We start from the raw sequence: 22,628 nt of genomic DNA on the forward strand, positions 1-22,628 counted from the left end.
AGAGGACCTCGAAGGGATGATCCGGCGGTGACCCAAGTGGACGAGCGCGAGCGGGACGACCAGGCGGTGCTGCGCTTCATCGAGCGCTTCTCCTCGGTGTTCACCGAGTCCGGCATGCCCAGGATGCCGTCGCGGGTGTTCGTCGCCCTGCTGGCCACCGACTCCGGCCGGCTGACCGCCGCCGAGCTGGCCGACCTCCTGCGCGTCTCACCCGCCGCGATCTCCGGCGCGGTCCGCTACCTCACCCAGGTGAACCTGGTGAGCCGGGAGCGCGAGATCGGCACCCGCCGTGACGTCTACCGCGTGTTCGACGACGTCTGGTACGAGGCGCTGTTCCGGCGCGACCAGATGTTCCGCCGCTGGGAGGGCCCGCTGAAGGAGGGCGTCGACGTCCTCGGGCCCGAGTCGGCCGCCGGGAAGCGCATCGGCGAGACCCTGATGTTCTTCCGGTTCATCCACTCCGAGCTGCCCAACCTGCTCGCGCACTGGCGGGCGTACCGGGACGAGCACCTCGGTTCCTGAGGTCAACGGTCAACGCTGTTACGACCTTCGGCTCTACTGGTGGGTCGGAATTGTCCCGACGATGCAAGTGACCAGGTCTTCACCACCGTTCGCGCGAACGTCCCCACCCTGCACGCCCGGCCGACCGGCGCCCGCCGGAGCGGTCGAGCAGCCCTGCCCGAGGGAGACCCCGTCATGGGAGACGCCCGCACCACCAGAAGACTGGCCGTGCTCGGCTTAGCCGCTGTGTCGGCCGCCGCGCTGGCCTTCGCGAACACCGGAGTGGCGGCCGCCGAGGGCGACGTGCTCGGCGCCGAGCGCGCCGACGCCGTCCCCGGCTCGTACATCGTCGCCCTGCACGACTCGGCGTCGCCGAGGTCCGCGTCCGCGTCGACCGCGTCCGCGCTGGTCGGCAAGTACGGCGGCCAGGTCCGCGCGGCCTGGCAGCACGCGCTCAACGGCTTCCACGCCACCCTGTCCGAGGGCCAGGCCCGGCGCCTCGCCGCCGACCCGCGGGTCGCGTTCGTGCAGGCCGACCTGCCGGTGACGCTGGACGCGGTGCAGCAGAACCCGCCGTCGTGGGGCCTGGACCGCATCGACCAGGCGAACCTGCCGCTCGACAACGCCTACAACTACTCGACGACCGCGAGCAACGTGCGGGCGTACATCATCGACACCGGCATCCGCACCACGCACACCGACTTCGGTGGCCGCGCGACGTGGGGCACGAACACCGTCGACACCAACAACACCGACTGCAACGGCCACGGCACGCACGTCGCCGGCACGGTCGGCGGCACCGCGCACGGCGTCGCCAAGGGCGTGCAGCTCATCGCGGTCAAGGTGCTCAACTGCGCCGGTTCCGGCACCACGGCGGGCGTGGTGAACGGCGTCGACTGGGTCACCCGCAACGCGGTCAAGCCGGCCGTCGCGAACATGTCCCTGGGCGGCGGCGTGGACACCGCCCTCGACACGGCGGTGCGCAACTCCATCGCCGCGGGCATCACCTACGCCGTGGCGTCGGGCAACTCCAACGCCAACGCGTGCAACTACTCCCCGGCCCGGGTGGCCGAGGCGCTGAGCGTGAACGCGTCGACCAGCACCGACGCGCGGGCCTCGTTCTCGAACTTCGGCACCTGCACCGACCTGTTCGCGCCGGGCCAGAACATCACCTCGGCGTGGATGACCAACGACACCTCCACGAACACGATCAGCGGGACGTCGATGGCGTCGCCGCACGTCGCGGGCGCGGTCGCGCTGTACCTGGCGAACAACCCCACGGCCACCCCGCCGACGGTGAACGCGGCGATCGTCGCCGCCGCCACCCCGGACAAGATCACCAACGCGGGCACCGGCTCGCCGAACAAGCTGCTGTTCACCGGCACGGCGACCCCCGGCGGCCCGGCCGTCGCCAACCCCGGCAACCAGTCGACCACCGTCGGCACGCCGGTCAGCCTGCAGCTGTCCGCCTCCGGCGGCACCGCGCCGTACACGTTCTCGGCCACCGGCCTGCCCGCCGGCCTGTCGATCAGCGCCTCCGGCCTGATCAGCGGCACGCCGACGACCGCGGGCACCTACTCGGTGACGGCGACCGCGACCGACTCGGCGTCGCGCAGCGGCAGCACCACGTTCTCGTGGGCCGTCACCACCACCGGCGGCGGCTGCGCGCCGGTCACCAACGGCACCGACGTGACCATCGGCGACAACTCCGACGTGAACAGCCCCATCACGCTGAACTGCTCGGGCACCGCCTCGGCCTCCACCACCGTGCAGGTCGACATCCGGCACACCTACATCGGTGACCTGGTCGTCGACCTGGTCGCGCCGGACGGCTCGGTCTACAACCTGCACAACCGCAGCGGCGGCAGCGCCGACAACATCGTCCGCAGCTACACCGTGAACGCCTCGTCCGAGGCCGCCGCGGGCACCTGGAAGCTGCGCGTCCGCGACCAGGCCTCCCTGGACACGGGCTACATCAACAGCTGGACGCTCGACGTCTGAGCCCGGTGAACAGCGGCGGGGCCGTCCCCTCGGGGGCGGCCCCGCCGTCGTCGGGGGTGGTTACAGCTCCACGCCGAGCAGGGAGTCGACCGCCGCGCGGAACAGCGTCGGCCCGGTCGCGTCCGACCCTCCGGTCGACAACGCCTCCGCGGCCCACGCGTCGAGCGCCGCCAGGGCGCGCGGCGTGTCGAGGTCGTCGCCGAGGTGGTCGCGCAGGCGCGCCACCGCGTCCACCGCGCTCGGCCCGGACGCCAGGGCCGCGGCCCGCCGCCACGTCGCCAGCCGGGCCTCCGCCGCCGACAGCAGCTCCGCGCTCCACGGCCGGTCGGAGCGGTAGTGGCCCGCGAACAACGCCAGCCGCACCGCGTTCGGGTCGACCTTCTCCGCCCGCAGCTTCGACACGAACACCAGGTTGCCGCGCGACTTCGACATCTTCTCGCCGTCCAGGCCGATCATCCCGGCGTGGACGTAGTGCCGCGCGAACGGGTGCTCGCCGGTCACCGCCTCGGCGTGCGCGGCGGAGAACTCGTGGTGCGGGAAGATCAGGTCCGACCCGCCGCCCTGCACGTCGAACGCCGTGCCGAGGCGGTTCAGGGCGATGGCGCTGCACTCGATGTGCCAGCCGGGGCGGCCGGGGCCGAGGTCGGACGGCCACGACGGCTCGCCCGGCCGGGCCGCGCGCCACAGCAGGGCGTCCAGCGGGTGCCGCTTGCCGGGCCGGTCCGGGTCGCCGCCGCGCTCGGCGAAGAACCGGTTCATCGTCTCCACGTCGTAGTTCGACTCGTAGCCGAACCGGCCGGTCGCCGTGTGGTCGAAGTACACGTCGGGGTGCTCGGCGTCGTCCACCTTGTACGCCGCGCCGCCGGCCAGGAGCTTGCCGATGGCCTCGACGACCTCGGGGATCGCCTCGACGGCGCCGACGTACTCGCGCGGCGGCAGCACGCGCAGCGCCACCATGTCCTCGCGGAACAGCGCGGTCTCCCGCATGCCCAGGACCACCCAGTCGTCCTGGTCGCGTTCGGCCCGCTCCAGCAGCGGGTCGTCGATGTCCGTGACGTTCTGCACGTAGTGCACGTCGTGCCCGTTGTCGAGCCACACCCGGTGGACCAGGTCGAACGCCAGGTAGGTGGCCGCGTGCCCGAGGTGGGTGGCGTCGTACGGGGTGATGCCGCAGACGTACAGCCTGGCGGTGGCGCCGGGCGCGGTCGGGCGCACCTCGCCGGTGGCGGTGTCGAACAGCCTCAGCGGGCGCGGCTCGCCCGCTACCCGCGGGACTGGGGTGGATGACCAGGTCTGCATGTCAACGACCCTAACTCGCGTGCCGGGGGGCGGAAGAACGTCCACCTGCCGGGACGACGGGCGTACCCTCCGGGGCAGGGGGCCACGGGAGGTGGTCGCGATGACCCTGACCATCGTCATCGGCGTGCTCGTCCTGGTCATGCTCGTGCTCGCGGGCAGCGCGCGCGTCGTCAAGCAGTACGAGCAGGGGCTCGTCTTCCGCTTCGGGAAGGTGCGGCCCGCGCTGCGGGGTCCGGGCCTCGCGCTGGTCGTGCCGGGGGTGGACCGCCTGCGCAAGGTCAACCTCCAGATCGTCACGCAGCCGATCCCGGCGCAGGACGGCATCACCCGCGACAACGTCACCGTGCGCGTGGACGCCGTCGTCTACTTCAAGGTGGTCGACGCGGTGCGGGCGGTGGTGAACGTGGAGGACTACCGGTTCGCCATGCTGCAGGTCGCGCAGACGGCGCTGCGGTCCATCATCGGCAAGAGCGAGCTGGACGACCTGCTGTCCAACCGGGAACGCCTCAACCAGGGCCTCGAGCTCATGATCGACAACCCGGCGGTGTCGTGGGGCATCGAGATCGACCGGGTCGAGATCAAGGACGTGGCGCTGCCGGAGAGCATGAAGCGGTCCATGTCGAGGCAGGCCGAGGCGGAACGCGAGCGGCGGGCCCGCGTCATCACCGCGGACGGCGAGCTCCAGGCGTCGAAGAAGCTGTCCGAGGCCGCCGCGACGATGGCCGCGACGCCCGCCGCGCTCCAGCTCAGGCTGCTCCAGACCATCGTCGAGGTGGCGGCGGAGAAGAACTCGACGCTCGTGCTGCCGTTCCCGGTGGAGCTGCTGCGCTTCCTCGAACGGGCGTCGGGCGCGATCGAGCAGCAGGTCAAGGCACCCGATCAGGGCTGAGCGTTTGCCGCCCACCCGGGACGGGAGGAGCATGGCCCCTGGCTGACGTCGTCGGGACGAGGGAGGCGGTCATGACCGCGCTCAAGCCGGAACCGGTGATCACGCACCCCGGCGCGGCCAGACGGCGTCCCAAGGGCGCGGTGCTCCTCGGCCTGCTCCGGACGACCGACCCGAAGCAGATCGGTCTGCTCTACCTGACGTCGTCGTTCATGTTCTTCATGGTCGGCGGGCTGATGGCGCTGCTCATCCGCGGCGAGCTGGCCCGGCCGGGCCTGCAGTTCCTGTCGAACGAGCAGTACAACCAGCTGTTCACCATGCACGGCACGATCATGCTGCTGCTGTACGCGACGCCGATCCTGTTCGGGTTCGCCAACTACATCCTGCCGCTGCAGATCGGTGCGCCGGACGTGGCGTTCCCCCGGCTCAACGCGCTGTCGTACTGGCTGTACCTGTTCGGCGGGCTGACCGTGATGGCCGGGTTCCTCACGCCGGGCGGCGCGGCGGACTTCGGCTGGACCGCCTACACGCCGCTGAGCAGCGCGGTGCACGCGCCGGGCGTCGGCCCGGACCTGTGGATCATGGGCCTGGCGGTGTCCGGCCTCGGCACGATCCTCGGCGGCGTCAACATGGTGACCACGGTGTGCTGCCTGCGCGCGCCCGGCATGACCATGTTCCGGATGCCGATCTTCACCTGGAACATCTTCGTCACCAGCATCCTGATCCTGCTGGCGTTCCCGATCCTCACCGCGGCCCTGCTGGGCCTGGCCGCCGACCGGCACCTCGGCGCCCACGTGTTCGACCCCGCGAACGGCGGGGTGATCCTGTGGCAGCACCTGTTCTGGTTCTTCGGCCACCCCGAGGTGTACATCGTCGCGCTGCCGTTCTTCGGCATCGTCAGCGAGATCTTCCCGGTGTTCAGCCGCAAGCCGCTGTTCGGCTACAAGGGGCTGGTGTTCGCCACGTTCGCGATCGCCGCGCTGTCCGTGGCGGTGTGGGCGCACCACATGTTCGCCACCGGCGCGGTGCTGCTGCCGTTCTTCTCGCTGATGACGTTCCTGATCGCGGTGCCGACGGGCATCAAGTTCTTCAACTGGATCGGCACGATGTGGAAGGGGCAGCTGACGTTCGAGACGCCGATGCTGTTCAGCATCGGGTTCATGGCGACGTTCCTGCTCGGCGGGCTGACCGGCATCATCCTGGCGTCGCCGCCGCTGGACTTCCACGTCACCGACACCTACTTCGTGGTGGCGCACTTCCACTACGTCCTGTTCGGCACGATCGTGTTCGCCACCTACGCGGGCATCTACTTCTGGTTCCCCAAGATGACCGGGCGGATGCTCAACGAGCCGCTGGGCAAGCTGCACTTCTGGACCACGTTCCTCGGCTTCCACCTGACGTTCCTGATCCAGCACTGGCTGGGCAACATCGGCATGCCGCGCCGGTACGCCGACTACCTGCCGAGCGACAACTTCACCCTGATGAACACGATCTCCACCATCGGGGCGTTCCTGCTGGGCGCGTCCGTGCTGCCGTTCGTGTGGAACGTGCTGCGCAGCTACCGGTTCGGCGACCCGGCCGACCGCGACGACCCGTGGGGCTTCGGCAACTCACTGGAGTGGGCGACGACGTGCCCGCCGCCGCGGCACAACTTCACCGAGCTGCCCCGCATCCGGTCCGAGCGGCCCGCGTTCGAGCTGCACTACCCGCACATGGTCGAGCGGATGCGGGACGAGTCGCACTTCTCCCTCACCCGGCCGGGCAAGCACCGCGTCGCGCCGGACACGCTGACGGAGAAGGCGCTCGCGTCGACCGAGCGGGAGCGCGAGACCAAGGACGAGATCAAGGAGGACCGGCGCGACTGAGGCCGCCCGCGGGCCGTCGGCGACGGCCGCCCGGTGCTCAGGACGGCGTCACGTAGCGGGCGGCGATCGCGGCGGCGCGGTCGTGCAGGGCGGCGCGCAGCCACGGCGGGGCCAGGGCTTCCGCGCCCGTGGCGAGCTGCCACAGCGCCCACTCGGCGTGCCGCCTGTCCTGGAAGGTCACCTCCAGCCGCAGCAGGCCGTCCGCGTCGGTGTCCTCCGCGAGCACGGCCACCGCGGTGCGCACCAGTTCCTCGCGCCGAGCCGGGTTCACCCGCACCAGCGCGGAGACCTGGTCGCCGCCTGCCCGGAACCGCGTGCCGCGCTCCTGCCAGGCCCGGTCCAGGTCGACCCGGTCCGGCCGCTGCGCGGGTTCGGGCAGCTCCTCGGCGGCGACGATCCGGGACAGCCGGTAGGTGCGGTCCTCGCCGGCCTTCGCGGCCAGCAGGTAGCCCTGCTCGCGGACGGTGACCAGCCCGATCGGGTCCACCGTGCGCCACCGCGCCGCCTGGCCCGCGGCCGCGTAGTGGATGCGCAGCTTGTGCCCGGCGAACACCGCGCGCCGCACCGCGGCCACGACGGCGTCGGGCACCTCCTCGGCGACCACCCGGCGCGAGAGGAGGTCGGTCTCCGGGTCGATGAGCAGGCGCTCGGCCGCGCCCGCCGCGGTGGCCCGGTAGCTCTCGGGCAGCGCGTCGACCACCTTGCGCATCGCCGACGCGAGCGCCGAGCCGAGGCCGAACGCCTGCGCGCCGCGCCGTGATCCGGCCACCAGGAGGGCCAGCGCCTCGTCGTGGTTCAGGCCGGTCAGCTCCGTCCGGAAGCCCGGCAGCAACGCGAACCCGCCGTGCCGGCCGCGTTCGGCGTAGACCGGGACGCCGGCCGCGGACAGCGCCTCGATGTCGCGCAGCACGGTGCGCGTGGACACCTCCAGCTCGCGGGCCAACGCGGTCGCGGAGAGCCGGCCGTGCCGCCGGAGCAGCAGCACCAGCGAGACCAACCGGTCGGCGCGCACCGGAAAACCCTAGCGGAATACACGACACAGGATGTCGTGTATTCGTTGGGAGGCTGCCACCGCGGCGTCGGAGACGGGCGGCTGTCGAGCCGCTGGGCGTCCGTGCTGTCGATGGATGAATGGAGCTGTTCGAGTCATGGAACGAACGACGGTCAACCCGTGGACGTGGTCGGTGGAGCTGGGGTACAACCAGGGAGAGGTCGTCTCCGGGCACTCCCGGACCCTGTACTGCTCCGGGCAGACCTCGATGGGCGGTGACGGCAAGCCCCGGCACGCCGGCGACGTGGCGGCGCAGCTGGCGCTGAGCCTCGACAACCTGGAGGCCGTGCTCGGCGAGGCCGGCATGACCCTGGCGAACCTCGTGCGGCTCAACGTCTACTCCACGGACGTCGACCTGCTGTTCCCCCACTACGGCGTGCTGGCGGCGCGGTTGGGCGCCGCCGGGGTGGCGCCGACCAGCACGATGCTGGGCGTGGCCCGGCTGGCGCTCCCCGAGCTCATGGTGGAGTTGGAGGGCACCGCCGTCGCGTGACGCGCCCCCCGGTGGGTCCGTCGTGGACGGTCACGCCGCGGCGCCGCGCGGGCCGGTCCGTCGCGACCGGCCCGCGCGGTCACCGCCGGCGGCGGGACCTCAGGTAGTCGCTCACCACGGCCGCGCCGAGGCCGTCCTCCCCCGGCGCGACGACCCGGCCGCCGGAACGCCGCGCCACCGTGTCGACGAACCTGGTCAGCCTCGGGTCGTCGCCGAGGCGGAACACCGTGATCGACGCGCCGAGCCGGGCCAGGGAGTCGACCTCGACCAGCGTCTTGCCGAGCGTCCGCTCCAGCGGCGGGTAGTGGAACTCGGCGTCGCCGGTCGTCTCCAGGTGGGCCGTGGGCTCGCCGTCGGTCACCACGAGCACGACGGGCTGCGCGTCCGGGTGCCGGCGCACGTGCCGGCCCGCCAGCAGCAGGGCGTGGTGCAGGTTGGTGCCCTGCTCCCACGCGCCTTCCAGCGCGGTCAGCTGTCCGATGTCGACGGTCTCGGCGTGCCGGCCGAACGTGATCAGCTCGAGGGCGTCGGTGCGGAACCTGGTGCGCACCAGGTGGTGCAGCGCCAGCGCGGTGCGCTTCATCGGCACCCACCGCCCGTCCTGCACCATCGACCACGACGTGTCCACGCACAGCGCCACCGCCGCGCGCGACCGCTGCTCGGTCTCGCTGACCTCGACGTCCACCACGTCCAGCCGCACCGGGCCGCCCGCCGACCGCAGCACCGCGTTGGTGACGGTCCGCGGCACGTTCCACGGCTCGGTGTCGCCGAACCGCCAGGGCCGGGTGGAGCCGGTCAGCTCACCGGCCGCGCCGGCCGACGAGCTGTCCCGGTGGCCCTGCGCCCGCGCGCTGTCGATCACGCCGCGCAGCGCCGTCTCGCCCAGCCGCCGCAACGCCTTCGGCGTCAACCGCAGCGAGCCGTCCGGCGCGCGTTCCAGCAGGTTCTGCGACCGCAGCTCGCGCTCCAGCTCGGCCAGCCGGCGCGCGTCCACGCCCGCCTCGCCGCCGAGGTGGCGAACCAGGGCCTCCAGGTCGACGTCCTCCAGCCGTGCGCCGGGGTACGCCTGGGACAGCTGCTCGGCCAACGCGTCGAGCTCGGCGAGGTCGGCCATCGCCTGCGCGCCCTCGCCCATGCCGAGCGGGTTCCCGCCCCGGAACCGGGCCGAGCCGTCCCAGTCCTCGCCGGGCCGCAGGCCTTGCAGCAACGCGTCCAGCCGGGACAGCTGCGAGCCGATGCCGGAGTCACCGAACGCCTGCCGCGACAACGCCGACAGCTCCTCGCGCTGCCGGTCCGTCATCGAGTTCATCATCCGCTGGGCGGCGGCGGACCGGGCGGCCAGCGCGTCGACCAGCTCGTCGACGGACCGCGGGTTCTCCGGGAAGAACTCGCCGTGCGCGCGCATGAAGTCGGCGAACCGCTCCGCGGTGTCCTCGCCGCGGGCGTGGGCGTCGAGGAGGCCGTTCAGGTCGTCCAGCATCTCCTGGATGCGGCGCACGTCCTCGGGGCGCACGTTCTGCATGGCCTGCTTCATGCCCTGGAACCGCTGGTCCAGCAGCTCCCGGCCGAGGAGGTTGCGGATCTGCTCGTAGGACTCGCGGGCCTCCGCCGACCGCCAGTCGTACTCGGCCAGCTCCCGCACGGCGGCCGCCGTGGACTGCGGCAACGCGTCCAGCTGGGCCTCGCGGAACCTCGCCTCGTCGTCCGGGTCGGGGAACAGCGCGGACCGCTCGGCCCGCAGCGCGTCGTCCAGCAGCCGTTGGACCTCCTGCAGCGTGCCGTCCAGCCGGTGCCGCCGGGTGAGGGCGGCGCGCTTGCGCCACAGCCGCGCGGTCAGGTCGTCGAGGCCGGGCGTGCCGGGCAGGCCGCGGCGCAGCAGCTCGCGCAGCGCCGCGTCGGGCGAGGCGCCCTCCATGACCTCGCGGCCCAGCTCGTCCATGGCCGCGCGCAGGTCCGCCGGCGGGGCGAGCGGATCGGGCCCGTCGACGTACCGGCCGTACCGGTACCCGGTCACCCGTACACCGACCGGTCGTCGTCGCTGTCCTTCGACAGCTGACGGGTCAGGTAGAGCGATTCCAGCGCGAGCTCGACGCCCGACGCGATGCGTCCCGCCGGGTCCTTGGGGCCCGCGCCGACGCGTTGCGCCACCTCGTGCAGCACCGGCAGCTCCGGCAGCGCGGCCAGCAGGTCGCCGGGGTGCACGCGCTCGCCGGTCGCCACCGGGTGGCCGTCGGACACGAGCTCGGCCAGCGGCCGCAGGTTCAGCCCGGCGAACGTCGAGCGCGCCGTGTCCGCCACCGCCCGGCGCAGCAGGTGGACCAGCACCTCCTGCTCGCGGCCCTCCTCGCCGGCCTCGAACTCCAGCTTGCCGCGCAGCACCTCGGGCACCGACTCCAGGTCCACGGGACGCGCGATGGGCGGGTTCTCCCCGATCAACGCGCTGCGCCGCAGGGCGCTCGCCGCGACCGTCTCCGCCGCCGCCACCGCGAACCGCGCCGACACGCCCGACCGCTGGTCGATCGCGGACGACTCGCGCAGGTGCCGCACGAACCGGGCGATCACCTCCAGCAGGTGGTCGCCCACCTCGGCGACCAGGGCGGCCTCCTGCCGCACCAGGTCGATCTCGGCGCTTACCTCCAGCGGGTAGTGGGTGCGGATCTCGGCGCCGAACCGGTCCTTGAGCGGCGTGATGATCCGGCCGCGGTTGGTGTAGTCCTCGGGGTTCGCGGTGGCGACCAGCAGCACGTCGAGCGGCAGCCGCAGCGTGTAGCCGCGGATCTGGATGTCCCGCTCCTCCATCACGTTCAGCAGCGCCACCTGGATGCGCTCGGCCAGGTCGGGCAGCTCGTTGACGGCGATGACGCCGCGGTGCGAGCGCGGCAGCAGGCCGTAGTGGATGGTCTCCGGGTCGCCCAGGCTGCGGCCCTGCGCGACCTTGACCGGGTCCACGTCGCCCACCAGGTCGCCGACGCTGGTGTCCGGCGTGGCGAGCTTCTCGGCGAACCGCTCGTCGCGGTGCTTCCACACCACGGGCAGGTCGTCGCCGAGTTCGGCGGCCCGGCGCTTCGACTCGGGCGTGATGGGGTCGAGCGGGTGCTCGTTCAGCTCGGCGCCCGCGATCACCGGCGTCCACTCGTCCAGCAGGCCGACGACGGTCCGCAGAAGCCGGGTCTTGCCCTGGCCGCGTTCGCCGAGGAGCACGACGTCGTGGCCGGCCAGCAGCGCGCGCTCCAGCTGTGGGAGCACGGTGCGGTCGAAACCGACGATGCCGGGCCACGGGTCGCGGCCCTCCCGGAGGGCGGCCAGCAGGTTGTCCCGGATCTCGGCCTTCACACCGCGCGGCACGTGGCCTGCCGCGCGGAGGGCTCCTGCGGTGGTGGGCAGCTCAGAGGTCACCCCACCGAAGTTACGCACCGATCGCCTCCCGGTCGATGTGGAGCCGCTCCACCCGGACCGGCGCGGTGCTGCCGTTCCGCACCCGTCTTGCTACTCTGCGTGATCGTGACGGGACTCCTGGCGGGCCGGGTCGCGCTGGTGACCGGCGCCAGCGGGCTCCTCGGGCACGGCATCGCGCTGCGGTTCGCGCACGCGGGCGCGGCGGTCGTCGCACACGGCAACCGCGGTGACGTGCGGGCGCTGGTCGCGGAGATCACGTCGGCCGGCGGCCGGGCCACCGGGATGCGCGCCGACCTCGCCGTCGAGGACGAGTGCCACCGGCTGGTGCGCGAGGCGGCGGAGTGGGGCGGGCGGCTGGACGCGCTGGTGAACAACGCGGGCGTGCAGCCGGTGCGGGACCTCGCCGGCATGACGGCCGCCGAGTGGCGCGCCGTGGTCGACCTCAACGTGACGGCCGCGTTCTGCTGCACGCAGGCCGCGGCGGACGTGCTGCCGGCGGGCGGGTCGGTCACCCACGTGGCGTCGATCGAGGGCACGCACCCGGCGGCCGGGCACGCCCACTACTGCGCGTCGAAGGCCGCCGTGATCATGCACGCCCGGTCGGCCGCCCTCGAGTACGGGCCGCGGGGCATCCGGGTGAACGCCGTCTCGCCCGGGTTGGTCGACCGGCCGGGATTGGCGCGGGAGTGGCCGGACGGCGTCGAGAGGTGGACGCGGGCCGCGCCCCTGGGGCGGTTGGGCCGCCCGGACGACGTCGGCGACGCGTGCGTGTTCCTCGCCTCGGAGATGGCGTCGTGGATCACCGGGAACAACCTGGTCGTGGACGGTGGAGTCACCGCGAACCCCACTTGGTGACGAATTCCGGGCGAATTGGAAAGGTGAATTCACAGATTACGACATCTCAGTGAGAACGGAATCGGGCCGAATACGCGACGGCGGACCGGGTCACCCCCGAACCATGCGACGAACACGAACCCTCATGGCGTCCCTGTTCGCATCCGGCCTCCTGGCCGCCCCGCTGATCGGTACCGGCACGGCGTCCGCCGCACCGCCCGAGACCGACCTGGTCCTGGCGGTCTACCAGGAAGGACGCGGAGTCGAGACGACGCGCCTGACCTGCGACCCGGCGGCCGGCGAGCACACGGCGGCCCAGGCCGCCTGCGGTGAGATCGAGGCCGCGGACGGCAATTTCGCCGAATTGGACGGCACCGGGCCCCAGATCTGCACGTTCGACTACAACCCGGTGACCGCGGCCGCGTTCGGATCGTGGCGCGGTGAACCGGTCCAGTACGTGGAAGAATTCCCGAACCGGTGCGTGATGGAGCAGGAAACCGGCGCGGTCTTCTCGTTCTGACCGACCTGGTCGAATCGACCCGACGCGCCTGACCGAATCGACGACGACCCCGCGGCCGACCACCGGCCGCGGGGTCGTGGCGCATTCCCCGGCCATTCCCCGCGGGGGCGCGGGCCGACGCGTCACGACCGGACAGTTGTCATTGCGAAGAAGGTTAGCTCCGCGCCACCGGGGTAGGTCGTTGGTCGAGACACCCGATCGTGAGGAGTCAGTCGTGGACGAGAACCAGACGGGTGCGGTCCGCGAGACCGCCCAACAGGAGGGCACCGCCGTGGCGCAGCACGCCAGGCAGGCCGCCGGAGAGGTCGGTGCGACGGCGCGTGAGCAGGTCGGCCAGGTCGCCCAGGAGGCGAAGGGCCAGGCCAAGCACGTCGTGCACGACATGCGGCAGCGCGTCGCCGGCGAGGCCGAGGAGCAGGCGCGGAAGGTGTCGCGGCAGATCGAGCGGATCGCCGACGAGCTGGGCAGCATGGCCGACGGCTCGGGTCCGGACTCGCTGACCGCGGGCGCGCTGCGCCAGGTCTCCGACGCGGGCCGGCAGGCGGCCCGGTACCTCGACGAGCGGGGCGCGAGCGGGCTGGTGGAGTCGGCCCAGGACTTCGCGCGGCGCAAGCCGGGGACGTTCCTGATCGGCGCGGCGGTGGCCGGCTTCCTGGTCGCCCGCGCCGCGAAGAGCATGAGCGGCGGCGCCGACCAGCAGCGTCGCGAGACGCAGCACGGGTACACCGGCCACGTGCCGGCCACCCCGGTCACCACGCCCACCGCGGTGCCGCCGACGACCGCCACGCCGGCCGCCACGCCGACGCCGGAGTACGGCATGCCGGCCTCGCCGCAGTACGGCACGCCGTCCCCGCAGGTGCCGGCGACCCCGGCGCCGTCGCCCCGCGCGCCCTACCAGCCGGAGGGATCGCCGTATGTCCAGCGCTGAGACGCGGGCGCCGGTGCCGGAGAGCCGGTCGCCGCACGACGACGGCGCGACGCTCGGGCAGCTGATCGGTGAGCTGACGGAGGACCTGTCGCGGCTGATGCGGCAGGAACTGGAGCTCGCCAAGGCCGAGATCCGGCAGGAGGCCTCGAAGGCGGGCAAGGCCGCGGGGATGCTCAGCGCCGCCGCGTTCGCGGGCTACATGACCGTGATCCTGCTCAGCCTCGCCCTCGTGTTCGCCCTGGGCTCGTTCATGGGCCTGGGGTGGGCGGCGCTGGTCGTCGCGGTGCTGTGGGGCATCGCCGGCGCGGTGCTGTTCTCCACCGGCCGCTCCCGCATGCGGAAGGTGTCGCCCAAGCCGGAGCGCACCATCGAGACGTTGAAGGAGGACGCGGAATGGGCCCGTCACCCGACCAAATAAGGCACGACATCGACCGGACCCGCGCCGAGCTGGTCGCCGACGCGAACCGGATCGTCGACCACACCAGGCCGCGCAACATCGCGCAGCGCCGGGTGGACCGGGCCCGGCACGGCCTGAACAGTTTGAAGGAGCGAGTCATGGGCACGGTTCCACAGGCCGCCACGACGGTGCAGGACCGGACGTCGGGCATGGCGTCCACCGTCGGCGAGCGGGCGGCGGAAGCCGCCTCGACCGTCGGTGACAAGGCGCAGGGCGTCGCGTCGACGGTGAGCGACAAGGCGCAGGAGGCGGCGCACGCCGTGCAGAACGCGCCGCACCAGGCGCGGCAGCAGGCGCGCGGCAACCCGTTGGCGGCGGGCCTGATCGCGTTCGGCGCGGGTGCGCTGGTCGCGACGCTGATCCCGGCGACGCGGGCCGAGCAGGACGCCGTCCGGCAGCTGAGCGAACGCGCCAGTGGCGCCGTCGAGCCGGTCAAGGAAGCCCTCACCGAGTCCGCGCAGAAGCTGAAGGACGAGGCGGGCACGGTCGTCGGCGAGGCGGCGGACCAGGTGAAGCAGGTCGCCCAGGACGCCACGCAGACGACGGTCGAGCAGGCCAAGGGCTCCGCGCAGGACGTGGGCCAGCACGCCCGTGAGTCCGGCCAGCAGGTCAAGCACGAGGCCAGGAACCAGTAAGGTCGCCAACCCTCCCGCGAGGAAGCGCCGATCCCCTGCCGGGGGTCGGCGCTCCTGGCGTTCCGGGGCGTCCCGCGCCCGCGGGTTCAGCTGCCGGAGAGGATCGGCCGGGCGACGGCGAACGCGCGGTTCGCGGCCGGGACGCCCGCGTAGACGCCCACCTGCAGCAGCACTTCCCTGATCTCGTCGGCGGTCAGGCCGTTGCGCAGGGCCGCCCGGACGTGCAGCGCCGGCTCGTGCTCGTGCCCCAGCGCGGCCAGCACCGCGAGCGTGACGCACGACCTGGCCCGGCGGTCCAGACCGGGACGGGTCCACACCTCGCCCCACGCGTACCGGGTGATGAAGTCCTGGAAGTCCGCGGTGAACGGGTCGGCGCCCGCCAACGCGCGGTCCACGTGCTCGTCGCCGAGCACTTCCCGGCGCACCCGCAGGCCGTCGTCGAACGTGCTCACAGGTGGCCCTCCAGGATCGCCGACACCTCGTCGGCCGCCTCCACGTTGGCGAGGTGCGCGCCCGGCACGACGTGGAACGTCGCACCGGGGATGGCGTCGGCGACCGCCCGTCCGCACGCCGCCGGCGTGGCCTCGTCGTGCGCGCCGGCGATGACGGCGGTCGGCGCCTCGATCGCGGGCAGCACGGACCGCAGGTCCAGCGACGCCAAGGCCTCACAGCAGGCCGCGTACCCCTCGTCGTCCACTTCGGACAGTCCTTTGTGGAATTTCGCGACGACGTCCGGCGAGCGGTCGCGGAACTCCGGGGTGAACCAGCGGGCCATCGCGGTGGGCGCGATCGCGCCCGTGCCGGACGCCCGGACGGCGGCGGCCCGGTCCAGCCACGGCCGGGGCGTGGGGAACGTGGCCGCCGTGCAGCACAGCACCAGCCGCTCGATGCGCTCCGGCGCGTGCCCGGCCAGCCACATGCCGACCATGCCGCCCATCGACACGCCGCAGTAGGACACGCGGTCCAGGCCGAGGGCGTCCAGCAGCTCCAGCACGTCGTCGGCGAGGTCGTCGATCCGGTACGGGCCGGGCGCGGCGGGCGTGCCGCCGTGGCCCCGGTGGTCGTAGCGCAGCACCCGGAACCCGCGGTGCAGCGCCGGCAGCTGCCGCTCCCACAACGCGGTGGTGGTGCCGAGCGAGTTGCCCAGGACGACGACCGGCGCGTCCGCCGGCCCGCTCAACTCGTAGTGCGGCTTCACGGCCGCCCCCTCCCCCGGTGCGCCGCGAGGGCGCGGTCCACGAACTCCCCCGCGCTGCCGACGTACCCGGCCGGGTCCAGCGCGTCGTCCACTTCCTCTTCCGTCAGCCCGATCCTCAGGTCGGCGAGCAGCACCTCGCGCAGCGGCCGGCCCGCCGCGACCGCCGTGCGGCACACCTCGGCGACGAGGTCCTGCGCCTCCGACCGGCCGATGCGGGCGGCCAGGCGCACGGCGACGTTCTCGGCCATCAACAGCCCGCCGGTCAGGTCGAGGTTGCGGCGCATCCGCTCGGGGTCGACGCGCAGCCGGCACAGCAGCTCACGGGCGCCCCGCACGGCCCCGCCGACCAGCCGCAGCAGCTCCGTCACGGTCTGCCACTCGCTGTGCCACGCGCCGGCCGCGCGTTCGTGCTCCTGCGCCATCGACGACAGCACCGTGGCCACGAGCCCCGGCACGCGCTGGGTGCACGCGGTGACCAGCACGGACCGCACCGGGTTGTGCTTGTGCGGCAGGGCGGACGACGTGCCGCCGTCGCCCTCGGCCACCTCGGCGACCTCGGTCTGGGCGAGCAGCACGACGTCCTGCGCGATCTTGGCCAGCACCCCGGACGCCGCGCCGAGCGCGCAAGCCAGCTCGGCCACCCTGGTCCGGTTGGTGTGCCACGGGATCAGCGGCGCGGCCAGGCCCAGCTCGGCGGCCAGCTGCGCGGTGAGGTCGGCGCCGTGGTCGGGCAGCGCGGCCAGCGTGCCCGCCGCGCCGCCGAACTGCACGGCCAGGCGGTGCGTGCGCACGCGGGCCAGCGCGGTCTCGGCCTCGTCCACGGCGACCAGCCACCCGGCGCACTTCAGCCCGAACGTCGTGGGCAGCGCGTGCTGGGCGAGCGTGCGGCCCGCGATGAGCGTGTCGCGGTGCCGGTCGGCGAGCCGTTCGCACTCCGCCGCGACGGCCCGCAGCCCGGCCAGGATCGGCCCGAGCGCGCGGTACGACACCAGCGACAGCGCCGTGTCCAGCACGTCCTGACTGGTGGCGCCGTTGTGCACGGCCGCGCGGCCCTCGGCGGTGACGTGCGCGCCGATCGCGCGGACCAGCGGCACGACGGGCGTGCCGGAGGTCAGCGCGCCCTCGCCGAGCACGACCGGGTCGTAGTGCCCGACGTCGATGGCCGTGACGACCATCCGGGCGGCCTCCTCGGTCACGATGCCCGCCCTGGCCTGCACGATCGCCAGCGCGCGCTCGAAGTCGAGCATGGCCCGCAGCCACGCCCGGTCGCAGGTGGCGGCCTCGACGTCCGGGTCGGTGAACAGCGCGCCCCACAGCGAGCGCGGTCCGGCTGTGCGGGGGCCGTGCTCAGAGGTCGAAGAAGACGGTTTCATGCTCCCCTTGCAGGTGGATGTCGAAGCGGTAGCCGAACGGGGCGGTCCCGGGCGGGGCGGTCTCGGCGACGAGCGTCGCGCGCCGGGCGGGGTCGATCGAGGTGAGCACCGGGTCGGTGGCGTTGGCCTCCTCGTCGGGGAAGTAGATCCGGGTGACCAGCCGCACCAGCATGCCCCGGCAGAACAGCGACACGTCGAGGTGGGGTGCCTCCCGGCCGCCCCCGGCCACGGGCAGTGGTCCGGGCTTGACGGTCAGCACCGAGTACCGCCCGTCCGGGTCGGTGGCGCAGCGGCCGAAGCCGCGGAAATCCTTCCAGCGCACCGCGCCACGCGGGTCGTCGGGGTGGTCGAAGCGGCCGTCCGGGTCGGCCTGCCAGGTCTCGACCACCGCGTCCGGCACCGGGACGCCCGCGCCGTCGTAGACCGTGCCCCCGATCCGGAACGCGCCCGGCGTGCCCTCGGGGACGACGAACGGGCCGTCCTCCCACACCAGGCCGGACGAGAAGAACGGGCCGACGGTCTGCGACGGGGTCGTCCGGAGACCGGCCCGGGGCTCACTCATCGTCGTCCTCCTCTTCCAGGGGCGTGGGGTTCTTGCCGCGCAGCACGATGTCCCACCGGTAGCCCAGGGCCCACTCCGGCACGGTGGTGTCGAGGTCGAACCGGGCCACCATCGCGTCCCGCGCCTTCGGGTCGCGCACCGAGTTGAAGATCGGGTCCTCGGCGAGCAGCGGGTCGCCGGGGAAGTACATCTGGGTGATCAGCCGTTGCGTGAACGCGGTGCCGAACAGCGAGAAGTGGACGTGCGCGGGCCGCCAGGCGTTGTCGTGGTTGCGCCACGGGTACGCGCCGGGGTGGATCGTGGTGAACGAGTACCGGCCCTCGGCGTCGGTGACCGTGCGGCCGACGCCGGTGAAGTTCGGGTCGAGCGGCGCGGGGTGGCGGTCGGCGTCGTGCCGGTACCGGCCGGCGGCGTTGGCCTGCCAGACCTCCAGCAGGGTGCCCGCGACCGGCCGCCCGTCCCCGTCGAGCACGCGGCCGGCGACGATGATCCGCTGGCCTTGCGGCTCGCCGTCGTGGCCGACGGTGAGGTCGTTGTCGTGCGGGCCGACGCGGTCCTCGCCGAGCAGCGGCCCGGTGATCTCGTTCAGCCGCTGCGGCAGCAGCACGAACGGCCGGCGCGGCGCGCGGAGCACGTTGGACCGGTACTCGGGGAAGGACACCGGTGGGTGCGACGCGGTGTCCTGCCGGTAGGTGTGGGTCGGCACCGGGTCTCCTGTTCGTCGTGCCGAGAAGTGTTTGCCAGGTGGGTCGCGCTCTAGTGGGTCAGCGCGCGCAGGACGGCGAGTTCGCGGTCCGTGGGCGGCTCGGTGCGGTCGAGGTCGTCGGCGACCTTCAGGTCCCACCCGGTGAGCTCGCGCGCGGTCGCCACGTCCACGCCGGGGTGCAGCGCCGTCAGCACCAGCTCGCAGGTGCGCGGGTCGGGCCGCAGCACGCCGAGGTCGGTGATCACCAGACGCGGCCCGGCTCCGGTCAGGCCCAGCTCCTCGCGCGCACCCGGCCCCGAGCCGAACCCGAACGACGTGAACCGGAGGCGCCCGCCGGCCGAATTGCCCGGTGACAGCACGCTCGCGCACCGAAGGGATCGAGCGTGTCCACACCGCTCACCGGCCACCGCGCCACCAGGGTCGCCGCCGCGTCGGCCGCGGTCGTCGCCACGACCCTGGCCACCGGACTGCTCGACGCGCGCCCGGTGCGCGCGCGTCGAGCCACCGCGAGGCGGGCCGAAGTCGATGCCGGACTACGCGGCGCTGCGCGACCAGGCCGTCACGCCCATCCAGGGCGGCGCGAAGGCGTACGTCGGGCAGGCCGACGACCCGTTCTTCCTCGACCTGCGGGTGTTCGACCTGCGGTACGGCGCGGACCTGTCCGAGGTCGGGCAGGACACGCTGCGCGGGTTCAACGCCAACACCATCGCGTTGCAGGTGCCGAAGGCGTGGCTGGCGTCGAAGAAGCGTTGGCGTTCGCCTACCGCGCTGTCGACGGGGTGGCGCGGGGTTCCTGTACCACCGGGGCGTGATCCTGGCCGCGCTGGGACGTGACGCGGAGGCCGCGGCGGTGTTGGACGAGGCGTTGCGCGTCAACCCGCACTTCTCGTTCGTGGACGCGCCTCACGCCCGTGCGGCGTTGGACGGTCTGCGGTGAAGGCCCTCGGCCTGGTCTTGTTGGGATTGCTGGTGTTCCCGACTCAGGCCGCGGCGCACCCGATGGGCAACTCCACCGTCAACCACTACCACGGGATCACCGTGCACCCGGACCGCGTGACCGTGCGGGCCGTGGTGGACACCGCCGGGTGATCGCGGCGCACCGGGCGGGGACGGCGCGGGACGCCGTGGCGGTGGGCGCGGCGGTGACCCTCACCCACACCGCCGGCGTGCTGGTCCTGTGCCTGCTGGTCAGCGCGACGAGCGCGGCGGCCGGTGGGTCCGCCCTGCGTTGGCTGGGCGGGGCGGCCGGTCTGCTCGTCGTCGCGATCGGCGTGGGGATGCTGCTGGTGCGCCTGCGGGACCGCCTGGCCGCCGTCGAACGCCTCCGCGACCGCTTCACCGCGCTACCGACCGTGACCGCCGTCCTGGTGCCGGCGGTCGGCGCCGGGCTCACCCTCCGGGCCGCCTTCGACCTCTGACGACGCCGGGACGCCGCCCTGATCTGGAGGATCACCCGGCCCGGCCGGCGACGGCGTCCCATTCCCTATCGGGTTGATACGCATTGCTGATGCGTGCTGTCCGTCGCTACCGGTTGGCCGATTGACGTCACCACGCGCGATGCCCCAGCCTGAGCCCTCCGCCGTTTCGGGCCTTGGGGGGCACACGCGATGACCGACCTTCGTTTCGGAATTTCGTTAGCCACGCCGGGATCGCACGACGACCTGGTGCGCACGTGCCAGACCGCCGAGGCGCACGGCTTCGACACCGTCGTCGCCGTCGACCACCTGGGACCCAACCGCACCTCGCCCTTCCAGGTGCTCCTCGCCGCCGCGCACGCGAGCGACCGCCTGACCGTGGGCACGTACGTGCTCAACACCGCCTTCTGGAACCCGTGGATGCTGGCCCGCGAGGTGCAGACGATCCAGCGCCTGACCGGGAACCGGCTCGAACTGGGCCTCGGCGCGGGGATCATCAAGCAGGAGTTCGACGCGGCCGGCATCCCGTGGCGGCCGATGGACGACCGGATGGCCCACCTGCGGTCCACGTTGGACGAGCTGGCCGCGCTCCTCGGCCCCGAGGAGGGCGTCCGCGCGCCGCGCACGCTCATCGGCGGCACCGGCGACCGCGCGCTGACGTTCGCCGCCCGGCACGCCGACATCGTCAGCATCGGCGGCATCCTGCACGTCAAGGGCAAGGCCACCGGCAACTTCCGGATCATCGACGCCGCCGAGACCGACGGCCGGGTCGCCCTCGTGCGCGCCGCGGCCGGTGACCGGGACGTCGAGCTGAACAGCTTCGTGCAGGTCGTGGAGCTGACCGATGACCGCACCGCCGCCGCCGAGCGGATCGCCGCCGACTGGGAGCTTCCGGTCGAGGTCGTGCTGGACTCGCCGTTCGTCCTGCTCGGCACCGAGCACGAGATCGCCGCGCAGGTCGCCGCGAACCACCGGCGGTACGGGTTCACGGCGGTGTACGTCCAGCGCCCGTACCTGGACGCGCTCGGCCCCGCGATCAAGATCGCCCGCAGCCTGGTCTGACCTGGTCGGGCGCTGCGCCACCGTTGTCCGACCCTGGGAGGGTTCGCCGTCGTGCCCGAGAAAACCGCCAACGCCGGAGGTCGGCTGACCGTCGGCCAGGGCACCGCCATGTACGTGGGCGCGGTCCTGGGCACGGGCGTGATCGCCCTGCCCGCCTTCGCCGCGGAAGTCGCCGGTCCCGCGTCGCTGCTGGCGTGGTTGGGGCTGGTGGTGCTGTCCGCGCCGCTCGCCGCGACGTTCGCCGCGCTGGGCGCGCGCTACCCCGACGCCGGCGGCGTCTCCACGTACGCCCGGCTGGCGTTCGGGGAGCGCATCGCCACCGTCGTCGGGTGGTGCTTCTACTTCGCCGTGCCGCCGGGCACGACGGCGGCCGCGCTGTTCGCCGGGGCGTACGTGGAGCAGGCCTTCGGCGGCGGGCAGCGGACCGTCGTGCTCACCGCCGTCATCCTGATGGCGTTGGTGGCGGTGACGAACTGGATCGGCCTGAAGGCCTCCGGCCGGCTCCAGTTCGTGCTGGCGGGCCTGCTCGTCACGCTCGTGCTCGGCTCCGTGCTGCTGTCCATCCCGCACATCGACCTGGGCAACCTGACGCCGTTCGCGCCCAACGGCTGGTCCGCGATCGGGCCAGCCGCGGCGCTGCTGGTGTGGAGCTTCGCCGGGTGGGAGGCGATCACCCACCTGGCGCAGGAGTTCCGCCGCCCGGAGCGGGACCTGCCGCGGGCGACCGCCATCGCGGTGGCGATCGTCGGCCTGCTGTACATCTCGGTCGCGTTCGTGATCATCGCCGTGCTCGGCTCGGCCGCCGCCGACTCCGAGGCGCCGCTGGGGCAGCTGATCGCGACGTCGCTGGGCGGTGACGTCAAGGTGATCGCCGCGATCGCCGCCGTGCTGCTGACCGTCGGCTCGATGAACGCCTACTACGCCACCGCCGCGAAGCTCGGCGCGGCGTTGAGCCGGGACGGCGCGTTCCCGTCCGGCCTGTCGCGGGGCAGCATGGCGGGCGAGGTGCCGCGCCGCAGCCTCGCCGTCGTGGTCGCGTGGTGCTTCCTGGCGCTGGGCGCGGTGGTGGTGACCGGTGCGGGCACCAAGCCGATGGTGCTGCTCACCACCGGCCAGTTCGTGACGGTGTACGTGATCGGCACGGCGGCGGCGGTCAAGCTGCTGCCGCGCGGCAAGGCGCGGTGGGCCGCGCTGGTCGCGCTCGCCGGTGTGCTGGCGCTGCTCGCGGTGTCCGGCCCGTACATGCTGTGGCCGTTGCTGGTGACGGTCGCCGCGCTGTCGTTCCTGTGGTGGAAGCGGCGGCGCCGGGCCGCCGTGCCGCCGGTGAAGGAGCAGGACGACGACGACCAGCCGTTGCTCGGCGCGACGCCCTGATCCACCACCGGCACGGCTGGGCGGCCCGCCGTCGCGTGCGGGCCGCTCAGCCGGGACGGGGTGTCAGGACGG

Annotated in this window: 25 protein-coding genes and 1 pseudogene; 16 read left to right on the top strand and 10 right to left on the bottom strand. The window is 73.2% G+C overall.

Features of this window, described 5'->3' with window-relative positions:
• The first annotated feature begins 27 nt into the window (after positions 1–27).
• Complete coding sequence (locus ACRAKH_RS22280; RefSeq protein WP_380727625.1) at positions 28–522, top strand: GbsR/MarR family transcriptional regulator; 495 nt, start codon at positions 28–30, stop codon at positions 520–522.
• A gap of 174 nt (positions 523–696) precedes the next feature.
• A complete protein-coding gene (locus ACRAKH_RS22285; protein ID WP_380727623.1) occupies positions 697–2,502 on the top strand; it encodes a S8 family peptidase in 1,806 nt (601 codons plus the stop codon).
• Between the two features lie 60 nt (positions 2,503–2,562).
• Here ACRAKH_RS22285 and mshC read toward each other — a convergent pair whose 3' ends face one another.
• Positions 2,563–3,801, bottom strand: coding sequence for a cysteine--1-D-myo-inosityl 2-amino-2-deoxy-alpha-D-glucopyranoside ligase (gene mshC, locus ACRAKH_RS22290; RefSeq protein WP_380727621.1), 1,239 nt, complete (start codon positions 3,799–3,801; stop codon positions 2,563–2,565).
• Between the two features lie 100 nt (positions 3,802–3,901).
• Here mshC and ACRAKH_RS22295 point away from each other — a divergent pair, with 100 nt between their 5' ends.
• Together ACRAKH_RS22295 and ctaD are read left to right on the top strand one after the other, a co-directional pair.
• Entirely contained in the window at positions 3,902–4,690 is a 789-nt protein-coding gene (locus ACRAKH_RS22295) for an SPFH domain-containing protein (RefSeq protein ID WP_380727619.1), read from the top strand.
• Positions 4,691–4,761: 71 nt separating this feature from the next.
• The gene (gene ctaD / locus ACRAKH_RS22300; RefSeq protein WP_380727617.1) at positions 4,762–6,552 is read left to right on the top strand and encodes an aa3-type cytochrome oxidase subunit I; all 1,791 of its coding nucleotides are present in this window, start codon (positions 4,762–4,764) and stop codon (positions 6,550–6,552) included.
• A gap of 37 nt (positions 6,553–6,589) precedes the next feature.
• On the opposite strand, the gene ACRAKH_RS22305 is transcribed toward ctaD, so the two are convergent.
• A complete protein-coding gene (locus ACRAKH_RS22305; protein ID WP_380727615.1) occupies positions 6,590–7,564 on the bottom strand; it encodes a helix-turn-helix transcriptional regulator in 975 nt (324 codons plus the stop codon).
• Positions 7,565–7,700: 136 nt separating this feature from the next.
• Between ACRAKH_RS22305 and ACRAKH_RS22310 the strand changes: the two genes are divergently transcribed.
• The gene (locus ACRAKH_RS22310; protein ID WP_380727613.1) at positions 7,701–8,096 is read left to right on the top strand and encodes a RidA family protein; all 396 of its coding nucleotides are present in this window, start codon (positions 7,701–7,703) and stop codon (positions 8,094–8,096) included.
• Positions 8,097–8,175: 79 nt separating this feature from the next.
• On the opposite strand, the gene ACRAKH_RS22315 is transcribed toward ACRAKH_RS22310, so the two are convergent.
• Positions 8,176–10,110 (bottom strand): vWA domain-containing protein, encoded by a 1,935-nt coding sequence (locus ACRAKH_RS22315; RefSeq protein WP_380720766.1) that lies wholly within the window; start codon positions 10,108–10,110, stop codon positions 8,176–8,178.
• The gene (locus tag ACRAKH_RS22320; RefSeq protein ID WP_380720768.1) at positions 10,107–11,492 is read right to left on the bottom strand and encodes a sigma 54-interacting transcriptional regulator; all 1,386 of its coding nucleotides are present in this window, start codon (positions 11,490–11,492) and stop codon (positions 10,107–10,109) included. The genes ACRAKH_RS22315 and ACRAKH_RS22320 overlap by 4 nt, the downstream gene beginning before the upstream one ends.
• A 105-nt stretch (positions 11,493–11,597) precedes the next feature.
• On the opposite strand from ACRAKH_RS22320, the gene ACRAKH_RS22325 reads away from it, so the two are divergent.
• The 5 genes from ACRAKH_RS22325 to ACRAKH_RS22345 all read left to right on the top strand — a co-directional run bounded on the left by ACRAKH_RS22325 (position 11,598) and on the right by ACRAKH_RS22345 (position 14,866).
• On the top strand, positions 11,598–12,347 hold the full coding sequence (locus tag ACRAKH_RS22325) for an SDR family NAD(P)-dependent oxidoreductase (protein ID WP_380720771.1): 750 nt from the start codon (positions 11,598–11,600) through the stop codon (positions 12,345–12,347).
• A 103-nt stretch (positions 12,348–12,450) separates the two neighbouring features.
• Positions 12,451–12,846 carry an SSI family serine proteinase inhibitor gene (locus ACRAKH_RS22330; RefSeq protein WP_380720774.1) on the top strand — a complete coding sequence of 132 codons (396 nt, stop codon included), beginning with the start codon at positions 12,451–12,453 and terminating at the stop codon, positions 12,844–12,846.
• Between the two features lie 214 nt (positions 12,847–13,060).
• Entirely contained in the window at positions 13,061–13,774 is a 714-nt protein-coding gene (locus ACRAKH_RS22335) for a hypothetical protein (RefSeq protein WP_447009247.1), read from the top strand.
• Positions 13,761–14,192: a phage holin family protein gene (locus ACRAKH_RS22340; RefSeq protein ID WP_380720779.1), complete on the top strand. Its 432-nt coding sequence runs from the start codon at positions 13,761–13,763 to the stop codon at positions 14,190–14,192. The genes ACRAKH_RS22335 and ACRAKH_RS22340 overlap by 14 nt, the downstream gene beginning before the upstream one ends.
• Positions 14,168–14,866 (top strand): DUF3618 domain-containing protein, encoded by a 699-nt coding sequence (locus ACRAKH_RS22345; RefSeq protein WP_380720782.1) that lies wholly within the window; start codon positions 14,168–14,170, stop codon positions 14,864–14,866. Before ACRAKH_RS22340 ends, ACRAKH_RS22345 begins: the two co-directional genes overlap by 25 nt.
• An 86-nt stretch (positions 14,867–14,952) precedes the next feature.
• Here the strand turns inward: ACRAKH_RS22345 and pcaC are convergent, their stop codons facing one another.
• The 6 genes and pseudogenes from pcaC to ACRAKH_RS22375 form a co-directional block, all read right to left on the bottom strand.
• Positions 14,953–15,318 (bottom strand): 4-carboxymuconolactone decarboxylase, encoded by a 366-nt coding sequence (gene pcaC, locus ACRAKH_RS22350; protein WP_380720784.1) that lies wholly within the window; start codon positions 15,316–15,318, stop codon positions 14,953–14,955.
• The gene (gene pcaD, locus ACRAKH_RS22355) at positions 15,315–16,064 is read right to left on the bottom strand and encodes a 3-oxoadipate enol-lactonase (protein WP_380720787.1); all 750 of its coding nucleotides are present in this window, start codon (positions 16,062–16,064) and stop codon (positions 15,315–15,317) included. The genes pcaC and pcaD overlap by 4 nt, the downstream gene beginning before the upstream one ends.
• Entirely contained in the window at positions 16,061–17,437 is a 1,377-nt protein-coding gene (pcaB, locus tag ACRAKH_RS22360) for a 3-carboxy-cis,cis-muconate cycloisomerase (RefSeq protein WP_447009248.1), read from the bottom strand. Before pcaB ends, pcaD begins: the two co-directional genes overlap by 4 nt.
• Positions 17,412–17,999 carry a protocatechuate 3,4-dioxygenase subunit alpha gene (gene pcaG / locus ACRAKH_RS22365; RefSeq protein ID WP_380720793.1) on the bottom strand — a complete coding sequence of 196 codons (588 nt, stop codon included), beginning with the start codon at positions 17,997–17,999 and terminating at the stop codon, positions 17,412–17,414. Before pcaG ends, pcaB begins: the two co-directional genes overlap by 26 nt.
• Positions 17,992–18,705, bottom strand: coding sequence for a protocatechuate 3,4-dioxygenase subunit beta (pcaH, locus tag ACRAKH_RS22370; RefSeq protein ID WP_380720796.1), 714 nt, complete (start codon positions 18,703–18,705; stop codon positions 17,992–17,994). Before pcaH ends, pcaG begins: the two co-directional genes overlap by 8 nt.
• Before the next feature lie 50 nt (positions 18,706–18,755).
• A pseudogene (locus ACRAKH_RS22375) lies at positions 18,756–19,022 on the bottom strand (CoA-transferase subunit beta); the annotation flags it as partial.
• Between ACRAKH_RS22375 and ACRAKH_RS22380 the strand changes: the two are divergent.
• The 6 genes from ACRAKH_RS22380 (at position 19,021) to ACRAKH_RS22405 (ending at position 22,556) form a co-directional block, all read left to right on the top strand.
• The gene (locus tag ACRAKH_RS22380; RefSeq protein ID WP_380720799.1) at positions 19,021–19,539 is read left to right on the top strand and encodes a DUF4331 family protein; all 519 of its coding nucleotides are present in this window, start codon (positions 19,021–19,023) and stop codon (positions 19,537–19,539) included. The pseudogene ACRAKH_RS22375 and the gene ACRAKH_RS22380 sit on opposite strands and share 2 nt — an antisense overlap.
• Positions 19,514–19,642 carry a hypothetical protein gene (locus tag ACRAKH_RS22385; protein ID WP_380720801.1) on the top strand — a complete coding sequence of 43 codons (129 nt, stop codon included), beginning with the start codon at positions 19,514–19,516 and terminating at the stop codon, positions 19,640–19,642. Before ACRAKH_RS22380 ends, ACRAKH_RS22385 begins: the two co-directional genes overlap by 26 nt.
• Positions 19,639–19,794, top strand: coding sequence for a hypothetical protein (locus tag ACRAKH_RS22390; protein WP_380720803.1), 156 nt, complete (start codon positions 19,639–19,641; stop codon positions 19,792–19,794). The genes ACRAKH_RS22385 and ACRAKH_RS22390 overlap by 4 nt, the downstream gene beginning before the upstream one ends.
• On the top strand, positions 19,791–20,123 hold the full coding sequence (locus tag ACRAKH_RS22395; protein WP_380720805.1) for a hypothetical protein: 333 nt from the start codon (positions 19,791–19,793) through the stop codon (positions 20,121–20,123). Before ACRAKH_RS22390 ends, ACRAKH_RS22395 begins: the two co-directional genes overlap by 4 nt.
• 189 nt (positions 20,124–20,312) lie before the next feature.
• The gene (locus tag ACRAKH_RS22400; RefSeq protein WP_380720808.1) at positions 20,313–21,182 is read left to right on the top strand and encodes a TIGR03621 family F420-dependent LLM class oxidoreductase; all 870 of its coding nucleotides are present in this window, start codon (positions 20,313–20,315) and stop codon (positions 21,180–21,182) included.
• 51 nt (positions 21,183–21,233) lie between these two features.
• Positions 21,234–22,556, top strand: a complete 1,323-nt coding sequence (locus tag ACRAKH_RS22405) for an amino acid permease (protein WP_380720810.1) — start codon at positions 21,234–21,236, stop codon at positions 22,554–22,556.
• Positions 22,557–22,628 lie beyond the last annotated feature (72 nt).

Source organism: Saccharothrix hoggarensis (assembly GCF_052936025.1).